Consider the following 18,345-nt stretch of genomic DNA (forward strand, 5'->3'; position numbering starts at 1 on the left):
GGATCCGGCGTGGAGGCCGTGGGAGTGCCGGAGTCCACCGAGGGAACAGGAGGAGGATCCGAGGGAACTTCGTTGCCCTCCGAGGGCGCAGGCCCTGGATCCACTCGCAGGTCGACTGTCCGGGTCCGGTCACCGCAACCCACCGTGAGTAATGAAATGACCGCGAGTCCTGCTCCCAGCGCGCCTGCTCGAATGCTCATTCATGCCTCCGTCACGGAGGCTTGATCGCAAGTCCCGGGCCGACGGCTCCCGCGGCCTACGCCCGGTGCCCGTATGTGTGGCGCCTCAAGCCGCCGGTTGCTTCGATTCTGCGGCCTCCGCCTCGGCCAGCTCCTCCAGGGCGAGGTTCTGGCGCGTCGCGTGGATCTGCGAAATGGAGCGCTCCACAAGCAGATCCAACGTCCAGTCGATGACCACGCGCAGCTTGTTGGAGAAGCCCACGAGCTTCACCAGATAGAGCGTGCGCCAGATGATCCACGCGAGGAACCCAGCCATCCGCACGCCCATCAAGTCCACGGCCGCGAAGTGCTCCCCCACCGAGACGAGCGAGCCATAGTTGAAGTACCGGAACGGCCGGGGCTGGCGGCCCTTGAGCAACCGGACGATGTTGCGTGCGGTGTGGCTGCCCTGCTGGAAGGCCACCTGCCCCAGGGGAGGCAAGGGCCGGCCCTCCCTCTCGCAGAGCGCCGCATCCCCCAGGACGAAGACGTCCTCATACCCCGGGACGCGCAGGTCCGGCCCGATCGTCACACGCCCCGAGCCATGCAGCGGCAGCCCCGACGCCTTCAGCAGCGCGGAGGGCTTCACCCCGGCACACCACACGCAGGTGCGTGTCTCCAGGCGGGTCCCGTCATCCAGCGTCACCGAGGAGGGCTCCACCGCCGTGACGCGCCGCCCCTTCAGCAGCCGGATGCCCAGGTGCTCCAACTGCCGCGAAGCCCGCTGGACGATGAAGGGGTTCCAGCTCGGCAGGATGTCACTGGCGGACTGCACCAGCACCACCTCCACCTCGCTGGGGTCAATCTCCGGGTAGCGGCGCAGCAGGATATGGCCGCACAGATCCCGGATCTCCGACGCCAGCTCCACCCCCGTGGGGCCTCCCCCCACCACCACGAAGCGCAGCATCTCCCGGCGGCGCAGCGAGGCGTCCTCGCGGGCGGCATGCTCGAAGCAGTCGATGATCTGGTTGCGGACGGCCGCCGCATCGCCCAGCTCGCGCATGAAGTAAGCGTGCTGGACCACACCGCGCGTGCCGAACGTCTGGGTCTCCGAGCCCGGCGCCAGCACCAGGAAGTCATAGAGCGTCTCGCTGGTGACGGCGCGCGACGCGCCCGCCTGTGAGGCGGCGTCCACGTCCGCCAGCGCGTGGATCACCTTGCGCTCGGTATCAATCGACCGCACCCACTCCTTCTTGAAGATGACGTTGGAGGCCTCGAAGATGCGCCGGAAGGGATAGGTGACCTGGCGGGTCTCGATGGCGCCCGCGGCCACGCTGGGCAGCAGCGGCGGGAAGAGGAAGTAGTTCTTCTTGTCGATGAGGACGATCTCCAGGCCCTTGTGGTAGCCGAGCGCGCGATCCAGCCCGAGGGCGGCATAGAGCCCCGCGAAGCCCCCACCGACAATGACCACGCGCACCGGGCGCCCCGGACGTCCCCGCCAGTGGGTGTACAGCCACATCTCCTTCAGGGGCCGCCCCGCGATGAAGAGCAGCCACAGGCTCTCGGCCGCGACGGCGTAGCCCAGCAGCGTGGGGGCCGAGGACAGCGTGTGCAGCAACAGCCAGCACGCCAGATCCAGCAGGCCCAGGCCGGCCGTCACCGCGAGCAGCGCCACCCGGGCTCCTCGGGGGATGGCCACCTTGCGGAAGAGGTGGCTGGCCAGCGCGAGCGCCAGGCCGAGCGAGAGCGCGTGGCCGGCGAACAGGAGCCAGAAGGCGAGCGGGTTGTGGGCTCTGACCTCCGCCAGCATTCCTCCCCAGATGAGCGCCACCCCGAGCGAGAGGTGCCAACTGGTGAGGAACACGGAGAAGAAGAGCGCCGAGAAGAAGAGGAACAGCGTCAGGAGCAGGGCCAGGGTGAAGAAGACCTTCCGGCCTGGCGAGAGGTTGATGAGCGGCTTCTGATCGGTCCGTGGCATGGGCGCTCCTGACTTCAGACCCCTCCACTATCCCTGATTATGCTCAAGGGGGTCGACTCGGGATTGGCGGGCGCCGGCAGGGAGCAACCGGCCCTCACGAGGAGGGCGGCAGCCCCATCTTCCGGAGGAAGCGGGACTGCATCTGCTGCTCTCGCTTCTGTCCGCGCTCGAGCGCCTTGAGCTTCTCCCCCTCCCGCGTCCGGGGGGGGCCACTCGCATCGAGTGAAGACAGCAGCCGGGCCATGGTGGCCGTGATGTCCTCCACGGCGCGCTCGAACGCCACCCGGTTGGCTCGCGAGGGGGACTGCATCCCGCTCAGCTTCCGGACGTATTGCAGGGCGGAGTCGCGAATCTCCTCCCGCGTCGCGGGCGGCTCGAAGTGATGGAGCAGCTTGATGTTGCGGCACATGCTCCGAATCCTATCACGCCGCCGAGGCTCACCGAGCCACGAGCGCCGGGGGTGCGAAGCGCCCGGGTCCACTGGGGTTGCCCAGCGGCGCCCAGGCCGTGCCGTCCCAACGCATCACGTACACAGCGCGGGTGTTATCGGACCACGCGACGACGAGGTCCTCTCCCTGCCTGGCGATCGACGCGGCATCCGCCTTCCCGTCGAGCGCTCCGAGTTCCACCGGGCGTCCGCCCTCCCACCGCTGTACGTGCAGCGTTCGCGGCCCCGATCCCGCGAGGAATACCGCCACCGGGCGGTTGTGGGAGTCGACCGTGACCGGAAACGCGAGGCCTGACTGACCGCCACAGGTCGCCTTGCCTTCGCCGAAAGGCTCCCAGCCGTCGTTGAATCGAGCGCCTTGGACCGCGATTCCCGGGCACAGCGGCCAGACGACAACGGGATTGCCGTCAGGGCCCACCGCGGCCGAAGGATCCCCGTTCTGGCTCGAGCCGGGCACGCCCCTCGTCGCCGACCCGGCGAGCTCGCTCCACTTCGAGCCATTCCACCGCTTGCCAAAGACAGCGCTGCCGCCTCCGTTGCGCTGGTTGTTCCAGAAGACGAGGGGAGCGCCCAGACCGTCGACGACGAGCACCGGTGCGCCCGCGCTGCCGGTGTGGGCCCCTGTTCCCGACGAGGGCCGGCCCAGGTCCAACCACCGCCCGTCATCGAAGAGGCGGACGCGCACGTGAATGTCGCAGCACACGCCATCCTCGAGGCCCGCGTGCTGCCAGGCGATCACCGGGCGACCGTGGCCATCGAATGCGAGCGACGGGCGGCTGGCGCCATAGCCGCTGGGCTGCGTCACCGAGGCGCTCACTCCGCCGCCTTGGGCCGACCCCGCGAGTTGGAGCCACCGCTTGCCATCCCAAAGCTCGAAGTAGACCTGGCTGCCGCCTGGGGTCTGGGCGATGTAGGCCAACGCGGGTTGGCCGTTCGGCGCGAGCGCCAGCGAAGGCTGCCCCGCCTGCACGAACTCACCCCGAGGTGTGCCGAGCGCCTGCCATGCGCTGCCGTTCCAGCGTTTGACCTCGATGCCGGCGTTCGCGTCGTAGTTCATGAACGCGATGATCGGCCCGAGTCCCTCCTTCTGCGGTAGCGCGACGCGCGCTTCGACCGGTGCGGGGCGCGAGGCATGCGGAGCGGGTTCGGCGGGGGACGGTGGAGCCGCCGGAGTGGAGCAGAGAACCAGTGCTGCCAGCGCGCCAAGGAGGGGCATGTGGCTTTCATACAAAGCCCCTGGGCTCGTATTCAATGCCCCATCAGGGCTCGTTGAATGCGGGCATGGACTTCTGCTGGATCAACCCCAAGCGCCTGCCTTTGCCCTCCCATCTCCCGGAGCCCCGCTTCACGCTGCAATCCGTTGCAGAGCTGCCTCCGCTCTTGAGGTCTTGAGCGGAGGCAGCGCCGAGGAGCGGCGGGCCGGGCGGTGGCGCCATAGGGGCCGCTGTGCGGCTCGAAGGACGGCCGTGAGGCCGTGAGCGTCCTCACAGGAAGCCCGTGAGCGCGTTCACAGTATTTCCGTCTTTCTGAGAACAGTCTGGATCTCAGGAGGTGCAGGAAAATGCTGAATCTGCCTTGTTGGGTTTCGTTGCTGAACGTCGCGCTGTGCCTGCTGTGGAGCACGCTGTCCTTCCTGGTGGTGCGTCTAGGGTTTCAGTGGGCGTACACCTCGTGGTTGCGCCTGCGAGATTCCTTCGACACCGGGCGGATCCGGACCCTGGCCTTTGTCTGCGCGGTGGTGCTCTTCATGGGCTCGGCGCCGCGCTTCGTCGAAGTGCCCCTGAGGTTGATCTACGCGGCCATCATCGCCGTACCGCTTCAGACGCTCGGGGGTGCGCCGGCAGCGAGTCGTGACTCCGCCCCGCTCACGGAGACAGCGCCGCCCAGGGCCCTCCATGTCGCCAGCCAGACCCTGCGGCTGCTCGCCTCTCACATGCTGCACGAGCTCCAGTGCTTCCAGGAGGAGCTGCCCTACGTGCAGCTCGCGTTCTTCTGCATCGTGTGGTTCGCGCTCGCACGGGGGTTCCGAGCCTTCTCCCCGCCCCAGAGTGCCGCACAGGCGGATGGGCGTTGGAGCTTCCAGACGCTGTGCCTGGGGAGCAGACAATGGTCGCTGCTCATCCTGCTGGTGGTGGGTTTGTCGCTCTGCGTGGGCTCCATCACCTCTGTCTGCGAGATGAGTGACAAGGACGTCGCCCCCATCCCCGAGCTCAGCCAGGAGCGGCTCAAGGCGCGGTTGGAAGCGAGCCAGGATGGCTTCACGCTCGAGAGCGATCCCTACCCCTATGTGAGCAGCGGCGACGCGGGCGCAGCGCTCGCGGAAGAGGTCGAGCAACAGCAAGTCCAGCAGGAATGGCATCTGAACCGGGCCCAGCCGGCGCGGCCCATGCCGGGCAAGGCGCAGCTCGACTTCGTCCTGGGAGCGCGCTCCCAGCTTCAGGCGACCTGGAAGAGCCTGCTCGAGCTCTCCAACAGCCGCTATCACCGCGCGACCCAGGACGCGCTGACGGAGTATGGGGTGAGCAGCAGCACGCTGCATGGCCTGCGCGAGCAGCGGCAGCAGTTTCTGGACATTGTCGCCTGGCACGGGGAGGCCTGCCATGCGCTGCGGACCGCCGTGGATCAATGCCGGCGGCAGATCATCGTCAGCGAGACCGGCTGGGCCGAGTGGGCCTCCACCCTGGGCCCCCAGCTCGAGCAGGCGGCGCCGCAGCCCGAGGTGACGCACGCCCTGCGAGACCTGCTGATCCAGGCCCAGGAGGCGTGCCAGGTCGCATCGCTCAAGCCTGTGCCCAAGCGCGGAGCCTTCGGTGAGGCGATTGGGCCGCTCATGCCCATCGCCGGCTGGCTGGTTCAGACGGAGTCCGTCCAGCTCGCGCTCATCATTGGCATGCTCGGAGCCGGGCTCCTGGGCTCGGTGGTGGCCAGCTTCCTGCGTCCGCAGAGCGCGCGGGCGCAGACGGAGAGGCAACTGGCGGGGGTGGTGGTGCGCGGACTGACAGCGGCCATCGTCGTCTTCCTGGCCATCCAGGGAGGGCTCTCCACGGTGTCGGTGTCCGCCGGGGGTGCTCCCCCTTGTCCCAATCCGCACCTGCTCCTGCTCATCTGCTTCGTGGCGGCCGTCTACAGCGAGCAGGTGTGGACTGCCGCCCAGCAGCGGCTGGCCAAGCAGTTGGGCACCGGTGAGAGCTCCAACGAGGCGGCCCCCCCGTCCGCCAGGCCCCTGGTTGCCGCGGCCGCCCACCCGCCGGCCCACGGAGAGTGAGTCTCAACCGATGGACAAGCTCATCGCGGAGCTGGCCGAGCCGCTCCCGCTTCGCCGAGCGCGCTCTGGAGGCCAGGCTTGAACAGGTGCAACGGGGCGTCGCTGCCCAGGGCGATGAAGGGCGCCCAGTAGTGGGGGTGGGGCTGGGTCTGGCGCAGCGTGCGCATCGCCTCCCGCAGCGCCGCGGCTCGGCCCTGCCCCGCCAGCAGGTTGCGGTAATAGGCCTCCATCAGCTCTCGCGTCGTCTTGTCGTTCACTTTCCACAGGCTCATCACCACCGTCTCGGCTCCAGCCACCACCAGCGCCCGGCGCAGCCCGTACACGCCCTGGCCCAGCTTCACCTCCCCGCGCCCCGTGTCGCAGGCGGACAGCACCACCAGCTGCGTGCCCCACAAGTCCAGGCCGGCCAGCTCCAAGGCTGTCACCAACGCGCTGTCGAGCTGAGGCCGCTCAGCTCCCGAGGACTGGGGCCCCGGGGCCCGCGCGCCCGCGAGGACCAGGCCCGAGCGCAGCAACGGATTGGCCGAGCGCGGCGCCAGGTTCTCGTCCGCCAGCGCACCGAAGTGGCCCACGCCGCGCGAGTCCTCGGGCGCGGGCGCATCTCCGAGGAAGAAGCCGTGCGTGGCCAAGTGCAGCACGCCGGGGGGGCTGGGCAGGCGCAGCAGCCGCTCCTTGGTGGCCTCGGGGCCCAGGAAGAGCTGCGCTTGGGGGATCAGGCGCTGAATGGCCTCGGCCTCCTGGCGCGTGCCCGGCAGCGGCGCCCAGGCACGCTCCACCACGTCCGCGCGCAGCGTCGAGAAGAAGCGCTCCAGGGAGGGCGGGGGCTCGTCCCACTCCTGCGCTCCCCCTCGTGTGGCCTGCGGCTCCGGGAGGCGCGCCCGGAAGTCCGGATCCGCCAGGACGACGACAGAGCCCGAGAGCGCCCGGTCCTGGGTCCGAAACAACAGATCCTTGCCCGCGGTGAGATAGGTGAAATCGTAGGTGTCCACGAGGAACTGGCTCCCGTCGTGCAAGGCCGCGAAGGGCACCAAGCCCAGCTGGCCATCGGGCGAGAGGAACAGGCGGTGGGTACCCCCCAGTAACGGCTCCAGGGGCCGGAAGGCCATCTGGTAGAGCGCCTGGGCAGAGGCTTGGAAGGTGGCATCGCGGCGGGCCAGGGCATCGCGCAGGCGCGAGGCGGCGAGCTCCATCGGCTCGGCGGGGCCCAGATCGCTCGCGCGGATCCGAGCATCGGGGAAGAGCACCAGCGCCAGGTAGCGCAGCTGGCCCGGCTGCGAGGCCTCGGGCGCACCCGGAGGGCGCAGCAGCGGGCGCTCCCGATAGCTGACGAACTCCACCAGGGCGCTGTCCTTGGGCAGGGCCGCGGCGACACGGTCCACCACTTCCGAGGGTGACGGCAGCGCGGTCAGCGCGCGCAAGGGAGCCGAGCGCCGGGCCAGGTCCGTCTCGAGCGCGTCCCCCTGGGCATCGAGCTGCTTGAGCCGCGACTGGTAGTCGGTGGCGGCGAGCGCCCCCGGGTCTTGCAGCGCCAGGGAGGAGAGCTGGGTGCGTAGGTCGCGCAGGCGCTCGAAGGTGCCGCGATCCTGCGCGCCGAGGCTCTGGTAGATGGTGCGGGAAGTGTCGGCCGCCTCCTCGACGGAGCGGCCCTTGAGCAGGAGCACGGCGGTGAGCGCCAGGCGCTGCACCTGAGCATTGTCCGGATGAGCGCGCAGCAGGGTGTACAGCTGCTCCTCATCCCCCCGGAGGAACTGGAGGAAGCTGTCCAGGCGGGACTCGGAGAAGTCCAGCGCCTCGTGGCGCAGGCGCTGCTCGGAGATGGTGAACGCCCGCTGAAGCAGGGGCAGGGCCTCCTCCATGCGCTGCTGGGCGAGCCGGAGCTGGCCCAGGTTGTTGAGGGCCTCCGCGACCAGGGCATGGCTGGGCCCGAGCGCGGCCTCCCGGATGGAGAGGGCCTGCTCATAGAGCGGTTCGGCACGCGCGTAGAACCCCTGGGCCTTGTAGAGGCCCGCCAGGCTGGTGAGTGAATAGGCGACGTCGGGGTGGTGGTTGCCCAGGGCCGCCTGCCGGATGGCCAGCGCACGCCGGAAGAGAGGCTCGGCGCGGCTGTACAGGCCTTGATCCGCATAGAGGCTGGCCAGGATGTCGAGGGTCCGGGCGACGTCCGGGTGCTTGGGACCGAGGGCGGCTTCATTGATGGCGAGGGCGCGCTCACCGAGCGGCTGGCCGCGGCCGTACAAGCCCTGGTCCCGGTAGAGGTTGGCCAGGTTGTCGAGAGAGGTGGCCACCAGGGGATGGTGGCTGCCCAGGGCCGCCTCGCGGATGGCCAGCGCGCGCTGGTACAGCGGCTCGGCGCGCCCGTACGAGCCCTGCTCCCGGTAGAGGTTGGCAAGGTTGTTCAGGGAGGTGGCGACCAGCGGGTGGTTACTGCCCAGGGCCGCCTCGCGAATAGCCAGCGCGCGCTGGTACAGCGGCTCGGCTCGGCTGTACGCCCCCAGCTTCGCGTCGAGGCGCGCCATGCCGTTGAGCGAATCCGCAACATCCGGATGGTTCTCTCCCAGGGTCGCCTCCCGAATGCCCAGCGCACGTTGGTACAGGGGCATGGCACGGCCGAAGAAGCCCTGCTCCGTGTAGAGGTTGGCCAGGCTGCTGAGCGAATCGGCGAGCGCCAGAGGATCATCGCTGACTGGCGCATCTCGAAGCTGGAGCGCACGCTGAAGCGGAGGCTCTGCCTGCTCATAGTCCCCCCGGAGCTGGTGCAGCGTCCCGAGCAGGTGCAGGCAGGAGGCGACCTGGGGATGGGTGCTGCCAAGCACGGCCTCCCGTAGCGCGAGCGCCTGCTCACCCTGAACCAGGGCCTCGGCGTACCGGCCCTCCTGCTGGAGCTTCGTCGCCGCGTCATAGGCTGCCTGCGCTTGTTGAAGCCGCGCATCCAGCCGCCCCTCGTCGGCCGCCGCTGCACCGCAGCAAAGCATGCCCACCAGCATCCACTTGAGAACCTGCATGACTCCCCCTGACTTCCACGGGCGGCCGCTGAAGCGGCCCCGGCCATGAGAGCCAGCATCGTGAGAAATCATGCAAGAGATCCGCCCCGAGTCTGACTTTGCTACGAGCCGACGTGTCGACAGTGGCTGCGCTCACGTCCGACGTGTCGGAATCGGTGGTTCGACACGTCGGACGGGTCCAACATTCGATGGTGCCTCGGATGGCGGGGCAATGAGCTCCCGCTTGAGGAAGCCTCGAGCCTCCATACCCTCAAGCAAGAGCTGGCCTTGTTTGACTATGCGGCCAGCGACACCAACAGCGGCACGAATCCCAAGACCTCCACCAACAAATTCATCACCCTCCACGCGGGCGAGGCGGTCATGTTCCTACAACGCCACGGGCGCCACGGCCTCGGGGGATACGTACCCGCGGCTCTACCAGAACAACGGGGGCGTCTTCACCCAGGTGGCTGCCAGCGACTCGGCGGTCACGCCCTACAAGGACTTCTGCGAGCTACAGGCCGAGCTCGTCTACACGGTGCCCACCGCTGGCTACTACCAGGTCCGCATCGGCTGCGCCGCCAACAAGGCCTGCAGCGGCAACCTGGCGGTCTATGTCGAGTAGCCGCGGGCTCCCTCTCCTTGGAGCCACAGCCACCCCCCTTGTTATTTCACGGAGGAGCCAGTCCGTTCCGCTCAGGACCAGGTGACCGCATGCCCTTCTTCCTCAATGAAAGGGGCCTGGGGCATGCGCGGCAGCTCCACGGTGAAGGTGGCGCCCTGGCCCGGGGCGCTCTCCACGGTGATGTCACCCCCGAGCGCCTCCACGCTCTGCCGGACGATCCACAGCCCCATCCCCAAGCCGCCATAGTGTCGCGAGTCGACCGCGCGCTCCAGCCGCTCGAAGATTCGCCGGTGATCCTCCACGGCGATGCCGATGCCGGAGTCGATGACCTGGAGACGCACCCGGTCCCCCCGCGCATCGAGCCGGAGCGTGATGGGCTTGCCCGCCCCAAACTTGATCGCGTTGGAGATCAGGTTGCCCACGATCTGCTCCAGCCTGAGCCGATCCCACGCGCCGGGAATCGGGCCAGCGCACTCGAGCCTGAGCTCCGAGGTGGCCTTCGAGGCAGCCTCCGCGTTCTGCTCGAGCTGCTCCTGGAGGAACTCCTGGAAGTCGAGCGGCTCGTACCTCAGCTCGAGCCGGCCCAGGGTCAGCCGGGTGATGTCCAGGAGTTGCTCGTCCAGGATCTGCAGCCGCCTCAGCTGGCGTGACGTGGCGGCGAGCACGGACCGCAGCCGGGAGTCCTGCCCGCTGCCGGTGGGCTCGCGGGCCAGCAGCCGCTCCAGGTGCTGGACCTGCGCCTTCATGGACGTCAGTGGGGTCTTCATCTCGTGGGCGGCGATGGCGAGGAACTCGTCACGCAGCCCAAGCGCCTCGTGGGCCTTCCGCGAGGCCTCCTCCGCGGTCTGCCGGGCCCGGCTCTCCTCGACGAGCAGACGATCCCTCTCGGCCTCCGCGCGGCGCCGCAGGGTGACGTCGCGAAAGCTCCACACCCGCCCGATGATCTCCTCTCCCAGCCGCTGGGGCCGGGAGAAGCGCTCGAAGACGCGCCCGTCCTTGAGTGCGATCTCGTCCTCGCTCTCCAGCTCGGGGTGTTCGTAGAGGTACGCCACGCGGGAGAGGAAGCCCTTGGGGTCGGCCACCTGGTCTTGCGCGACGGCCAGCGCCCGCGTGTCATCCCCGCTCTCGAGGCTGGAGCGGGGGATCCCCCATAACTGGGCGAAGCGCTGGTTCATGGCGGTGATGCGCCCCAGGCGATCAACGACGAGCAGGCCATCGGCGGTGGACTCCAGCGAGGAGTGCAGCAGAGACAGGGAATGCGCGAGCTCACGGGTGCGCTCGTGCACTCGCTGCTCGAGCCCCTGGCGCTCCTTCTCCAGGGCCTCGTGCATCTGAATGCGCTCTTCGACGACGGCGGCCAGGGAGAGGAAGATGAGGCTGATCACCACCACCCTCATCTGGACCTCGAAGAAGGCCCGCGCGACCTCTGTCTCACCGACCTGCGAGAGGCTGGCGGCGATAATCATGCTGGACCACGCCAGGTTGGAGAGGACGGCTCCCCGCGAGCCGAACCGGTGCGCGGCCCAGAGCATGAGGGGGGCCACGGGATAGGCCATCACCCCTCCCAACACGAGCTTTCGCGCGATGATGAACGCCACGAGATAGCCGCCCAGTTGGAGCACGCTGAGCAGGGCGGCTTCCCAGCGTGAGCGAGAGGGGAGCCCGCAAGGCGGTGCGGTGAGCGCCAGGAGGAGCGGCGCGACGAGCAGGGTGCCCGTGCTGTTGGCGATGGACCAGGCCCAGAGGTAGCGGAAGGGAGGCGACACAGCCGGGCCGCCCAGCAGTTGCGTGGCGTACGTGGTGACGGAGGCCAGCACGGGATAGAGGAGGCCCGCGATGAGTCCAAAGCCAATGACACCGCGCAAGCTGCACGGCCAGCGAGCCGGCCCCACGAGCCGGCGGATGAGGTAGGCGCCCGCCACGGCGGAGAGAGAACGCCCCAGCCCCGCCAGCAGCGCGGGGAGGTATCCTCGGAGGAGCGAGCTGCCACCGCCCTCGAGGACCCAGAGTTGGGTGACGATCACCGAGCCGAGCAGGATGGCGGGCCATCGCGAGGTGCCACGCAGCAGGAGCATCGCCAGAGCAAAGCCACCTGCTGGCCAGACAAGGATCAACTGGCCCCCGAGCCGGAGGTACTGCCCGAACCAGCCCAGCAGCACGTAGCCCGCGGCAATCGCCAGGTCCTCGAGGAGGAGCAGGCCCACGCGCCGCAGGCGGCTCTCTTCAGGCTGTCGTGGATGCCGCGCTATGGTTGCCGACCCTGCGTGCGCTCCCATGGTCGCTCCGGCTCTCGGCGGTGAAGAGGCGCCCAGCCAAAGATAGGCACCCCGGTACTGCCCCCCACGAGGGTCTTCCGCTGGTCATAGGCCGGCAGCGTGGGGGCCGGGCGAAACCCTGGCTGGGCTGACACAGCGCAAGCCTCAGTGGTCGAACTCCCGACACCTCGTCCCCTCGCCCAGGTTCCCCTTGGGCACCCGAGCCCTACATTTCGTGGCCAGAGGGGGGCGTCCATGGGTGTTTTACGGAAGAGACAGTCCGTTCCGCTCAGGACCGGGTGACGCATGCTCTTCTTCCTCATCGTGATGTGCGTGGGGCTGGTGGGACTGGGCACCATGGCGGTCCCCGGGCTGTTCCATCACGGGCACCTGGGCCACCCCGGCAGCTTGCACGCCACGCACGCCCATGGCGCCATGCCGCACGCGCCGGCCCCGGGCCATGCGCTGGCGCCCCACCCCGGTGCTCACGCCAGCAGTCACTCGGGGCACACGAGCGACTCGGGCCACGGCCTCCTGCGCTTCGTTCCCACGCCCCGCCTCATCTTCAGCGTGCTGGCGCTCTACGGCGCCTTCGGCAATCTGCTGGCGCTGACCTTCGCCTCCCTCTGGCTCGCCGCCCTCCTGGCGTTGCTCCCCGCGCTGCTCGTGGAGCACTTCCTGCTCGCTCCCCTGTGGAAGCTGGCATTCCAGTTCCAGGGGCAGCCCAGCTCGCCGCTGCCGTCGCTGCTGATGGAGGAAGCGCGCGCCGTGACGCCCTTCCGCAATGGCAAGGGGCTGGTGCAGGTCATCCGGGATGGCCGCAGCATTCAGCTCAGCGCCCGGCTCTCCGAGGGCCAGCCCCTGCTGCCCGTCCGCGTCGGCGACACCCTTCGCATCGAAGAGATCGACCCCGAACACGAGCGCGTCATCGTCTCTCTGTTGTGAGTCAAGGAGCTTGCCATGAGTGCACTGGTCATCGCAGCCGTCGTCACGCTGGGCGTCATCCTCCTCACCCCCATCATCGTCAGCACCTTTCTCCGCGATGTGGAGGCCGGAGAGATCCGCCTGGTGAGCTGGCTCAACGGCAAGCTCCGCATCTACCGGGGGCCCTGCAAGGCGCTGGTGATTCCCATCCTCACCGTGAGCCGCGTCATCCCCGCCTCCGCCATCAACGTGGACATCGACATCACGGATCAGACCGCGGACATGGACTCGACGGGCGTGCCCGCCCCGGTGAAGGTCACCGTCAAGGCCTCGGCCATCGTGAGCGTCGGCGAGGAGGACAGCATGGTGAACACCGCCGCCAACAAGTTCTTCTCCAAGGCCGAGGACGAGCAGCTCTCCACGCTCACCGATGTGCTGTCCTCGGCGGGACGGCGCGCCATCAACCTGCTCAAGCACGATCAGCTCTTCAACTCGCGCACCGCCGCGCCCGCCGCCCTGGCTCCGCTCAAGGAGAAGGAGGCGCTGGTGGCCCACGGCGAGGACGATGAGCTGGCGGTCATCATCAAGGAGGCCTGCTCCCGCGAGCTGCTGGACCTGGGGCTGTCCTTCAACAGCCTCAACATCAAGGCCGTGCTGAGCGAGGTGGCCGATGCCCGGCGGCGCGAGTCCGCGGCGCGCGCCAAGGCCAGCGCGGACGTGGTGCAGGCGCGCGAGGAGCAGCGGTCGAAGATCGCCCAGCTCGAGGCCGCGCAGAAGGTGAACGATCAGGAGCGCGCCCTGAAGACGCAGATCGCCTCCAACGGAGCGGCCATTGCCCGCGCCGAGGCCGAGCGCCAGGCGGTGATCCGCGAGCTGCGTCAGGCCGAGCTGGGCGCGATGCAGATCACCCAGGCCCAGGCGGACGCGGACCAGAACGTCATCGCCATGGAGGCCGAGGGCCGGGCCCAGGCCTCGCGCATCCGCCGGGTGGCCGAGGCCGAGTCGGACGCCATCCGCATGAAGGCGCAGGCGCTGCTGGAGGCGGGCCAGGTGTACCTGGATCTGCGGCGGCTGGAGCTGGCCCCGGAGTTGACGCGAGCGGTGGCCGGGGCGCTGTCCAACAGCCAGTTCGTCAACTTCGGCTCGGCGGGCCCGAGCGGCGGGCAGAGCGCCATGGCCACCGGCTCGGATGACGTGCTGCGGGTGGTGCAGACGCTGATGGCCGCCCAGGTCATCACCCACGCGCCGCCCTCGGGCGATGGCGCCTCACGCTCCCCGAGCAGCGCCAGCAACGGGAGCGCGGAGAAACCCGCGGACTGGAGCGCCTCCCACAAGCACTAGGGGAGCGGCCCCTCCCCGAGTCGGAGCCGCGCGCCGGAATCCAACACAACCACACCTCTCCCGGCCAGTGAGGCCGCTCCCGCATTTCCCATAAGAGTCTGAGTCCAGGCATGTGCCGGTTCTCCTTCCAGGACACCCACCATGTTGGACTGCTCTTGCCGGATGGGCCGTGGCTCTCGCGGGTACGCGCTGGGGTTGCTGTGCTCGCTGCTCGTCGCGGCCTGTGGTCCCCAGCTCGCGGTGATCTCGATGACTCCCACCACTCCCTCGCCCCAGGGGCTGCGCTCGGTGGAGGCCTGGGAGCAGCTCTTCCTGGACCGTTGGGACGCCGAGCACGACGCGTACTTCCTGCCCGAGAGCAGCTCGGGGGACAGCGCGCAGCTCTACAACCTGGCCTACGGGATTGATGGCAACACGGCCATGTACCGAGCCACGGGGAACCTCCAATACCTGGACCGGGCCCTGCTCTACACCACCCTGGCCATCGACACCGCCCGGGATTCCTGGTCACTCCCCCGGAGCCAATTCCAGGACACCTACCGAGGCTGGGCCTCCGAGGATCCCGCGACGCTGGGCCAGGAGGTCGCGCTGAACGAGAGCTATTGCTGGCGCTATGTCACGCGCCTGCTGCGCGTCATCCGTGAGACGCCCGCGCTCTATGACGACCCTCACTACCGCAAGCCCTATCTCCAACTGTTGGAGTTCTCGGAGAAGGACATCTTCGAGAAGTGGTTCGTGCGAGGGCCGAACAGCTACATCTACCGCGAGAACACGCACATGGCCTCGCACTGGGCGGCGATCGCCCTGAACCTGGCGCTCATGACGGCCGACGAGACGCGCCGGGCGCGGTACCTGGAGGTCTTCCAGAACATCAACGAGAGCCTGCCGAATCACGACTCGTCCCTGCGCCGGCAACTGAGCGCCCCCGCCGCTCATGCACAGACCCTCTTCTGGAACGACGCGTGGGGCTCCTCCTCCCGCCCGGGCCAGGATGTGTCCCACGGCAACGGCGTGGTGGCCTTCATCGTCGAGGCCCACGATGTGAGCGGGGTGAAGGATTTGAATCAGGAGTGGACGGACGAGGATGTCCGCGCGCTCGCCCAGACGCTCGACACCGTCATCTGGCCCGCGGCCGGGCAGTATGCGGAGTACGTCGATGGCTCGGGCAAGGGCAATGGCTGGTTCAACGATGGCTTCATGAAGCTGGGCCGCTACAGCGTCCACCTCCAACGCCGGCTCGAGACGCACATGGTGGGGCGCAACACCCAGTTCTATGGCAATGCCGCCCTCAACGTGTGGCTGCTATCCGAGACGGCGGCCCAGTGAAGGGGGAAGTTCCTGACTACGGGTGGGTGCACCCCCCGGCACGCGCGAACGTGGCCGCGAAGAAGTATCCGTAGCTGTCGGCATTGTCGACGGCCTTGTCGACATCGAAGTCCTCGGCGGCGTACGGGCCGATGCACTGGCCGCGATTGCCGGCCAGTTGCTGCGCCGCCGACCACTTGGGCACGTACTGGTAGTCCTTCGTCTTGCAGGCGAGGTGGCTGAACTCGTGCACCAGGGTGAGGTAGCGGTTGTCGAGCTCGTCCTCCTCTTTGATGGTGTAGCGCCAGTCCATGTAGATGAACAGGCTGCCCGCCATCATGGGATTGAGGTTGTGCGGGTAGACGTGCGCGTAGACGTTCGGGTTGTCGCCCAACACCGACGAGTAGGTGACCGTGAGGCTCGCGGCCCGCTCGATGACCTTGCGCATCGTGATCACGTGCGCCTTCACCTTCTTGGCGGTGGCCCACGAGTCGTCGCCGAACGCCCACTTCATCCGGTTGGCGATGTCCTGGTTGAGCGGCGCCGTGAGGTGGGCCTCCATGCTCTTGACGTCTTCGTGGAGCTGGGTGAAGTGGGTCTGCACGTCCTCGATGCACGCGTCCGCGATCTGGTTGGTTGCGCCTTGGGCGAGGATGCGCGGCTTCGTCCGGAGCAGCGTCGTGCGGTCGATTCTCATGCCCGAGAGTTTACCATGCCCCTGCCGTAGCATGGGAGCACCCCCACCCCGACGAGGCTCCCGATGGAGAGAGCCCCCCCCTTCCATTGTCTCCCCTGCGCCCAGCGCTTCCGCGGAGCCTCCGTTGCACGGGCCAGCGCTCCGAGCAGGCGCGGCCCGATGCGAGCCAGCCCTACCGCTGAGTGGCCAGGATGCGCCACGCGTGGGTGTCCACCGCATAGCGCGCCCCTACATCCAGCAAGGGTGAGGGGCTACGATCACATGTCTCCGGTCTCAGGAAGATGCTGACGAACACCACGCCTTCATTCCCGTGCCAAGCCATGACGTCATAAGAGTCGCGCTGATAGAAACAGCCATCCTCCAGAGGCGTTCCCCGAGGGGGCTCGCGATCCCAGGGCAGAAAGTCCTCGAACGCCAGATTGATGGCGCGGAGAGTGACCCCATCGAAGGTGACAGCATTTTCGGGAACGACGAGAGGAAATTCGACCTTGGTTGCTTCTGCTGGAGGTGCATACACAGGCCGAGGAGGCCTCTTGAAGAGCGCACACGAGTTCAAAGCGAGCAAGAGAACAAGCCATGCTCGAGCAGGCTGTTTGCTCATGGCACCACCCCCGTCACCTTACCGATTGCCTTATTCTCTGGCTTGACTATCCCCACGAGGCGCCATTCCTTGCCTCGGCGTTCGTATAGCTCGCCGGGTCGATTTTCTTTCTGAAAAGGAACGTACTTGAGAACATGGCAGCCCGTGTCGAATTGGACTCGAATCGAGAACCGCTGATTCTTGGTGAGCAGGTCGTCGGGTGACAAGCGACTTCCCTATGGGAGCGGCGTAGCTCGCATAATATTTGCCGTCAGGCATCAGGTAGAGGAGGCCGCAATACTCTTGGCCGTAATCCCCAGCGGTTGCACGGGGAAGTTGCGTCACGGCCGGACAGAGCTGATCGATCACCTCATCTACATCTGAGGATGATTGGATCGCGTCCCAAGGCCCATTCACCCAAACAGTGCCGTCCTCCTTGATGCCATAGCGTGACTCCTGGACTGGCTCAGGAGCAGTCGCACACCCCACTAGCGCAGGGACAATCCACATCCATGGCCGCATGACTCTGGACATCCCTTCAGCCTCCTGCGGCCGCGCTCACTCTCCATGGCAACAAGGTCCGCTCTGCCGACTATAGTCGGCAGAAACCAAGCGTACCACTGGAGCCCAGCCATGCTGCTGCCTCCAGCGCGCTGACTGCCAGATTCACGGCTCCAGCAACGCGGCGAGCACCTTGCGCACCTCGGCCGGACCGTTCACCCGGTACGCGGCGCGCGAGGGCTTGCCGTTCGCGTGGATGGAGAGCGCTCCCTCCGGCAGCGCGGCGAACAAATCCTCATCCGTGCGGTCATCTCCGAAGGCCGCCACGAGCGTCCCAGGCGCCATGCCCTCCAGGACCTGGGCCACCATCCGCCCCTTGTGGACACCTCGCGGGCGCACCTCCACCACCTTGTCCCCGGGCAGCACCTCCAGGTGGCTGCCGGCCAGCACCTCGCACAGCTTCAAGCGCAGCTCGCGCGCCTGCCACGAGCCGTAGCCGGGATCCACCTGCCGGTAGTGCCACGCGAGCGAGGCCGTCTTCTCCTCCACGAACGAGCCCGGCACCCGCGAGGTGAACATGTCCAGCAGCGGGCGCGCCTGGGCCTTCCACTCAGGAGAGATCCCCTCCAGCATCTTCCACTGCGCCCCGGGCGACGGCCGAGACCACAGACCATGCTCGGCATGGAGCCCCACGGGCAGCTCCCCCAGCCACGCCTGCAGCGTCTGCCGGAGCCGCCCGCTGACGATGTGCACCGAGGTGTTGGGCAACGCCGCCACCCGCTGCAGGAGCAGCTTCAGCTCCGGATCCGGCATGGCCAGCTCCGGCCGAGGCGCGAACCCCACCAGCGTCCCGTCATAGTCCAGCAGCAGGATGCGCCGACGGGCCTCCTTCAGCCGGGTGATGACCTCCGGCGCTCCCGGCGTCTCCTTCACGCTCACGATCGGCACGGCCTGGAGCGCGTCCAGGAAATGGCTCACCCACCAGTGCACGTCGCGCGCCTTCACCTGCGCGCGCAGGCGCTGCATCCGCTTGCGGCGCTCCTCCACCGGCATGTTCAGCGCTTGCTGGATGGAGTCCGCCAGGCCCTCCACGTCGTAGGGGTTGACCATGACGGCGTCGTGCAGCTCGGTGGCGGCCCCGGCGAACTCGCTCAGCAGCAGCACCCCGTCCTCATCCGGCCGCGCCGCGCAGAACTCCTTGGCCACCAGGTTCATCCCGTCCCGGATGGGCGTGACGAGCATCACATCCGCGGCGCGGTACAGCGCCGCGAGCTGCCGCTCGTTGAA

At 68.1% G+C, this 18,345-nt stretch carries 12 protein-coding genes and 1 pseudogene; 5 read left to right on the forward strand and 8 right to left on the reverse strand.

The window, feature by feature from the left end; all coding sequences use genetic code 11:
• From ACJ8AT_RS02900 to ACJ8AT_RS02915, 4 genes and pseudogenes are all read right to left on the reverse strand, one after another.
• Positions 1–200, reverse strand: a pseudogene (locus ACJ8AT_RS02900) (hypothetical protein); the annotation flags it as partial.
• 85 nt (positions 201–285) lie between these two features.
• Positions 286–2,136, reverse strand: a complete 1,851-nt coding sequence (locus ACJ8AT_RS02905; RefSeq protein WP_407735991.1) for an NAD(P)/FAD-dependent oxidoreductase — start codon at positions 2,134–2,136, stop codon at positions 286–288.
• 94 nt (positions 2,137–2,230) lie between these two features.
• Complete coding sequence (locus ACJ8AT_RS02910; protein ID WP_407735992.1) at positions 2,231–2,545, reverse strand: DUF2277 domain-containing protein; 315 nt, start codon at positions 2,543–2,545, stop codon at positions 2,231–2,233.
• 28 nt (positions 2,546–2,573) lie between these two features.
• The gene (locus ACJ8AT_RS02915) at positions 2,574–3,641 is read right to left on the reverse strand and encodes a hypothetical protein (protein WP_407735993.1); all 1,068 of its coding nucleotides are present in this window, start codon (positions 3,639–3,641) and stop codon (positions 2,574–2,576) included.
• Between the two features lie 504 nt (positions 3,642–4,145).
• On the opposite strand from ACJ8AT_RS02915, the gene ACJ8AT_RS02920 reads away from it, so the two are divergent.
• Entirely contained in the window at positions 4,146–5,849 is a 1,704-nt protein-coding gene (locus ACJ8AT_RS02920) for a hypothetical protein (RefSeq protein WP_407735994.1), read from the forward strand.
• A gap of 20 nt (positions 5,850–5,869) precedes the next feature.
• Here the strand turns inward: ACJ8AT_RS02920 and ACJ8AT_RS02925 are convergent, their stop codons facing one another.
• Positions 5,870–8,851: a CHAT domain-containing tetratricopeptide repeat protein gene (locus ACJ8AT_RS02925; RefSeq protein WP_407735995.1), complete on the reverse strand. Its 2,982-nt coding sequence runs from the start codon at positions 8,849–8,851 to the stop codon at positions 5,870–5,872.
• A 445-nt stretch (positions 8,852–9,296) separates the two neighbouring features.
• On the opposite strand from ACJ8AT_RS02925, the gene ACJ8AT_RS02930 reads away from it, so the two are divergent.
• On the forward strand, positions 9,297–9,455 hold the full coding sequence (locus ACJ8AT_RS02930) for a hypothetical protein (protein ID WP_407735996.1): 159 nt from the start codon (positions 9,297–9,299) through the stop codon (positions 9,453–9,455).
• Positions 9,456–9,526: 71 nt separating this feature from the next.
• Here the strand turns inward: ACJ8AT_RS02930 and ACJ8AT_RS02935 are convergent, their stop codons facing one another.
• Positions 9,527–11,659 (reverse strand): ATP-binding protein, encoded by a 2,133-nt coding sequence (locus tag ACJ8AT_RS02935; RefSeq protein WP_407735997.1) that lies wholly within the window; start codon positions 11,657–11,659, stop codon positions 9,527–9,529.
• A gap of 357 nt (positions 11,660–12,016) precedes the next feature.
• Between ACJ8AT_RS02935 and ACJ8AT_RS02940 the strand changes: the two genes are divergently transcribed.
• The 3 genes from ACJ8AT_RS02940 (at position 12,017) to ACJ8AT_RS02950 (ending at position 15,301) form a co-directional block, all read left to right on the forward strand.
• Positions 12,017–12,655: a hypothetical protein gene (locus ACJ8AT_RS02940; RefSeq protein ID WP_407735998.1), complete on the forward strand. Its 639-nt coding sequence runs from the start codon at positions 12,017–12,019 to the stop codon at positions 12,653–12,655.
• A gap of 15 nt (positions 12,656–12,670) precedes the next feature.
• Positions 12,671–13,975, forward strand: coding sequence for a hypothetical protein (locus ACJ8AT_RS02945; RefSeq protein ID WP_407735999.1), 1,305 nt, complete (start codon positions 12,671–12,673; stop codon positions 13,973–13,975).
• 141 nt (positions 13,976–14,116) lie between these two features.
• Positions 14,117–15,301, forward strand: coding sequence for a hypothetical protein (locus tag ACJ8AT_RS02950; protein ID WP_407736000.1), 1,185 nt, complete (start codon positions 14,117–14,119; stop codon positions 15,299–15,301).
• 16 nt (positions 15,302–15,317) lie between these two features.
• Here ACJ8AT_RS02950 and ACJ8AT_RS02955 read toward each other — a convergent pair whose 3' ends face one another.
• Together ACJ8AT_RS02955 and otsB are read right to left on the reverse strand one after the other, a co-directional pair.
• The gene (locus tag ACJ8AT_RS02955; protein WP_407736001.1) at positions 15,318–15,977 is read right to left on the reverse strand and encodes a M35 family metallo-endopeptidase; all 660 of its coding nucleotides are present in this window, start codon (positions 15,975–15,977) and stop codon (positions 15,318–15,320) included.
• Between the two features lie 1,246 nt (positions 15,978–17,223).
• Positions 17,224–18,345: trehalose-phosphatase (gene otsB / locus ACJ8AT_RS02960; RefSeq protein ID WP_407736002.1), on the reverse strand; the 1,122-nt coding region annotated here is incomplete at its 5' end.

This window comes from Hyalangium sp., from assembly GCF_045802625.1.
Classification (GTDB): Bacteria; Myxococcota; Myxococcia; order Myxococcales; family Myxococcaceae; genus Hyalangium.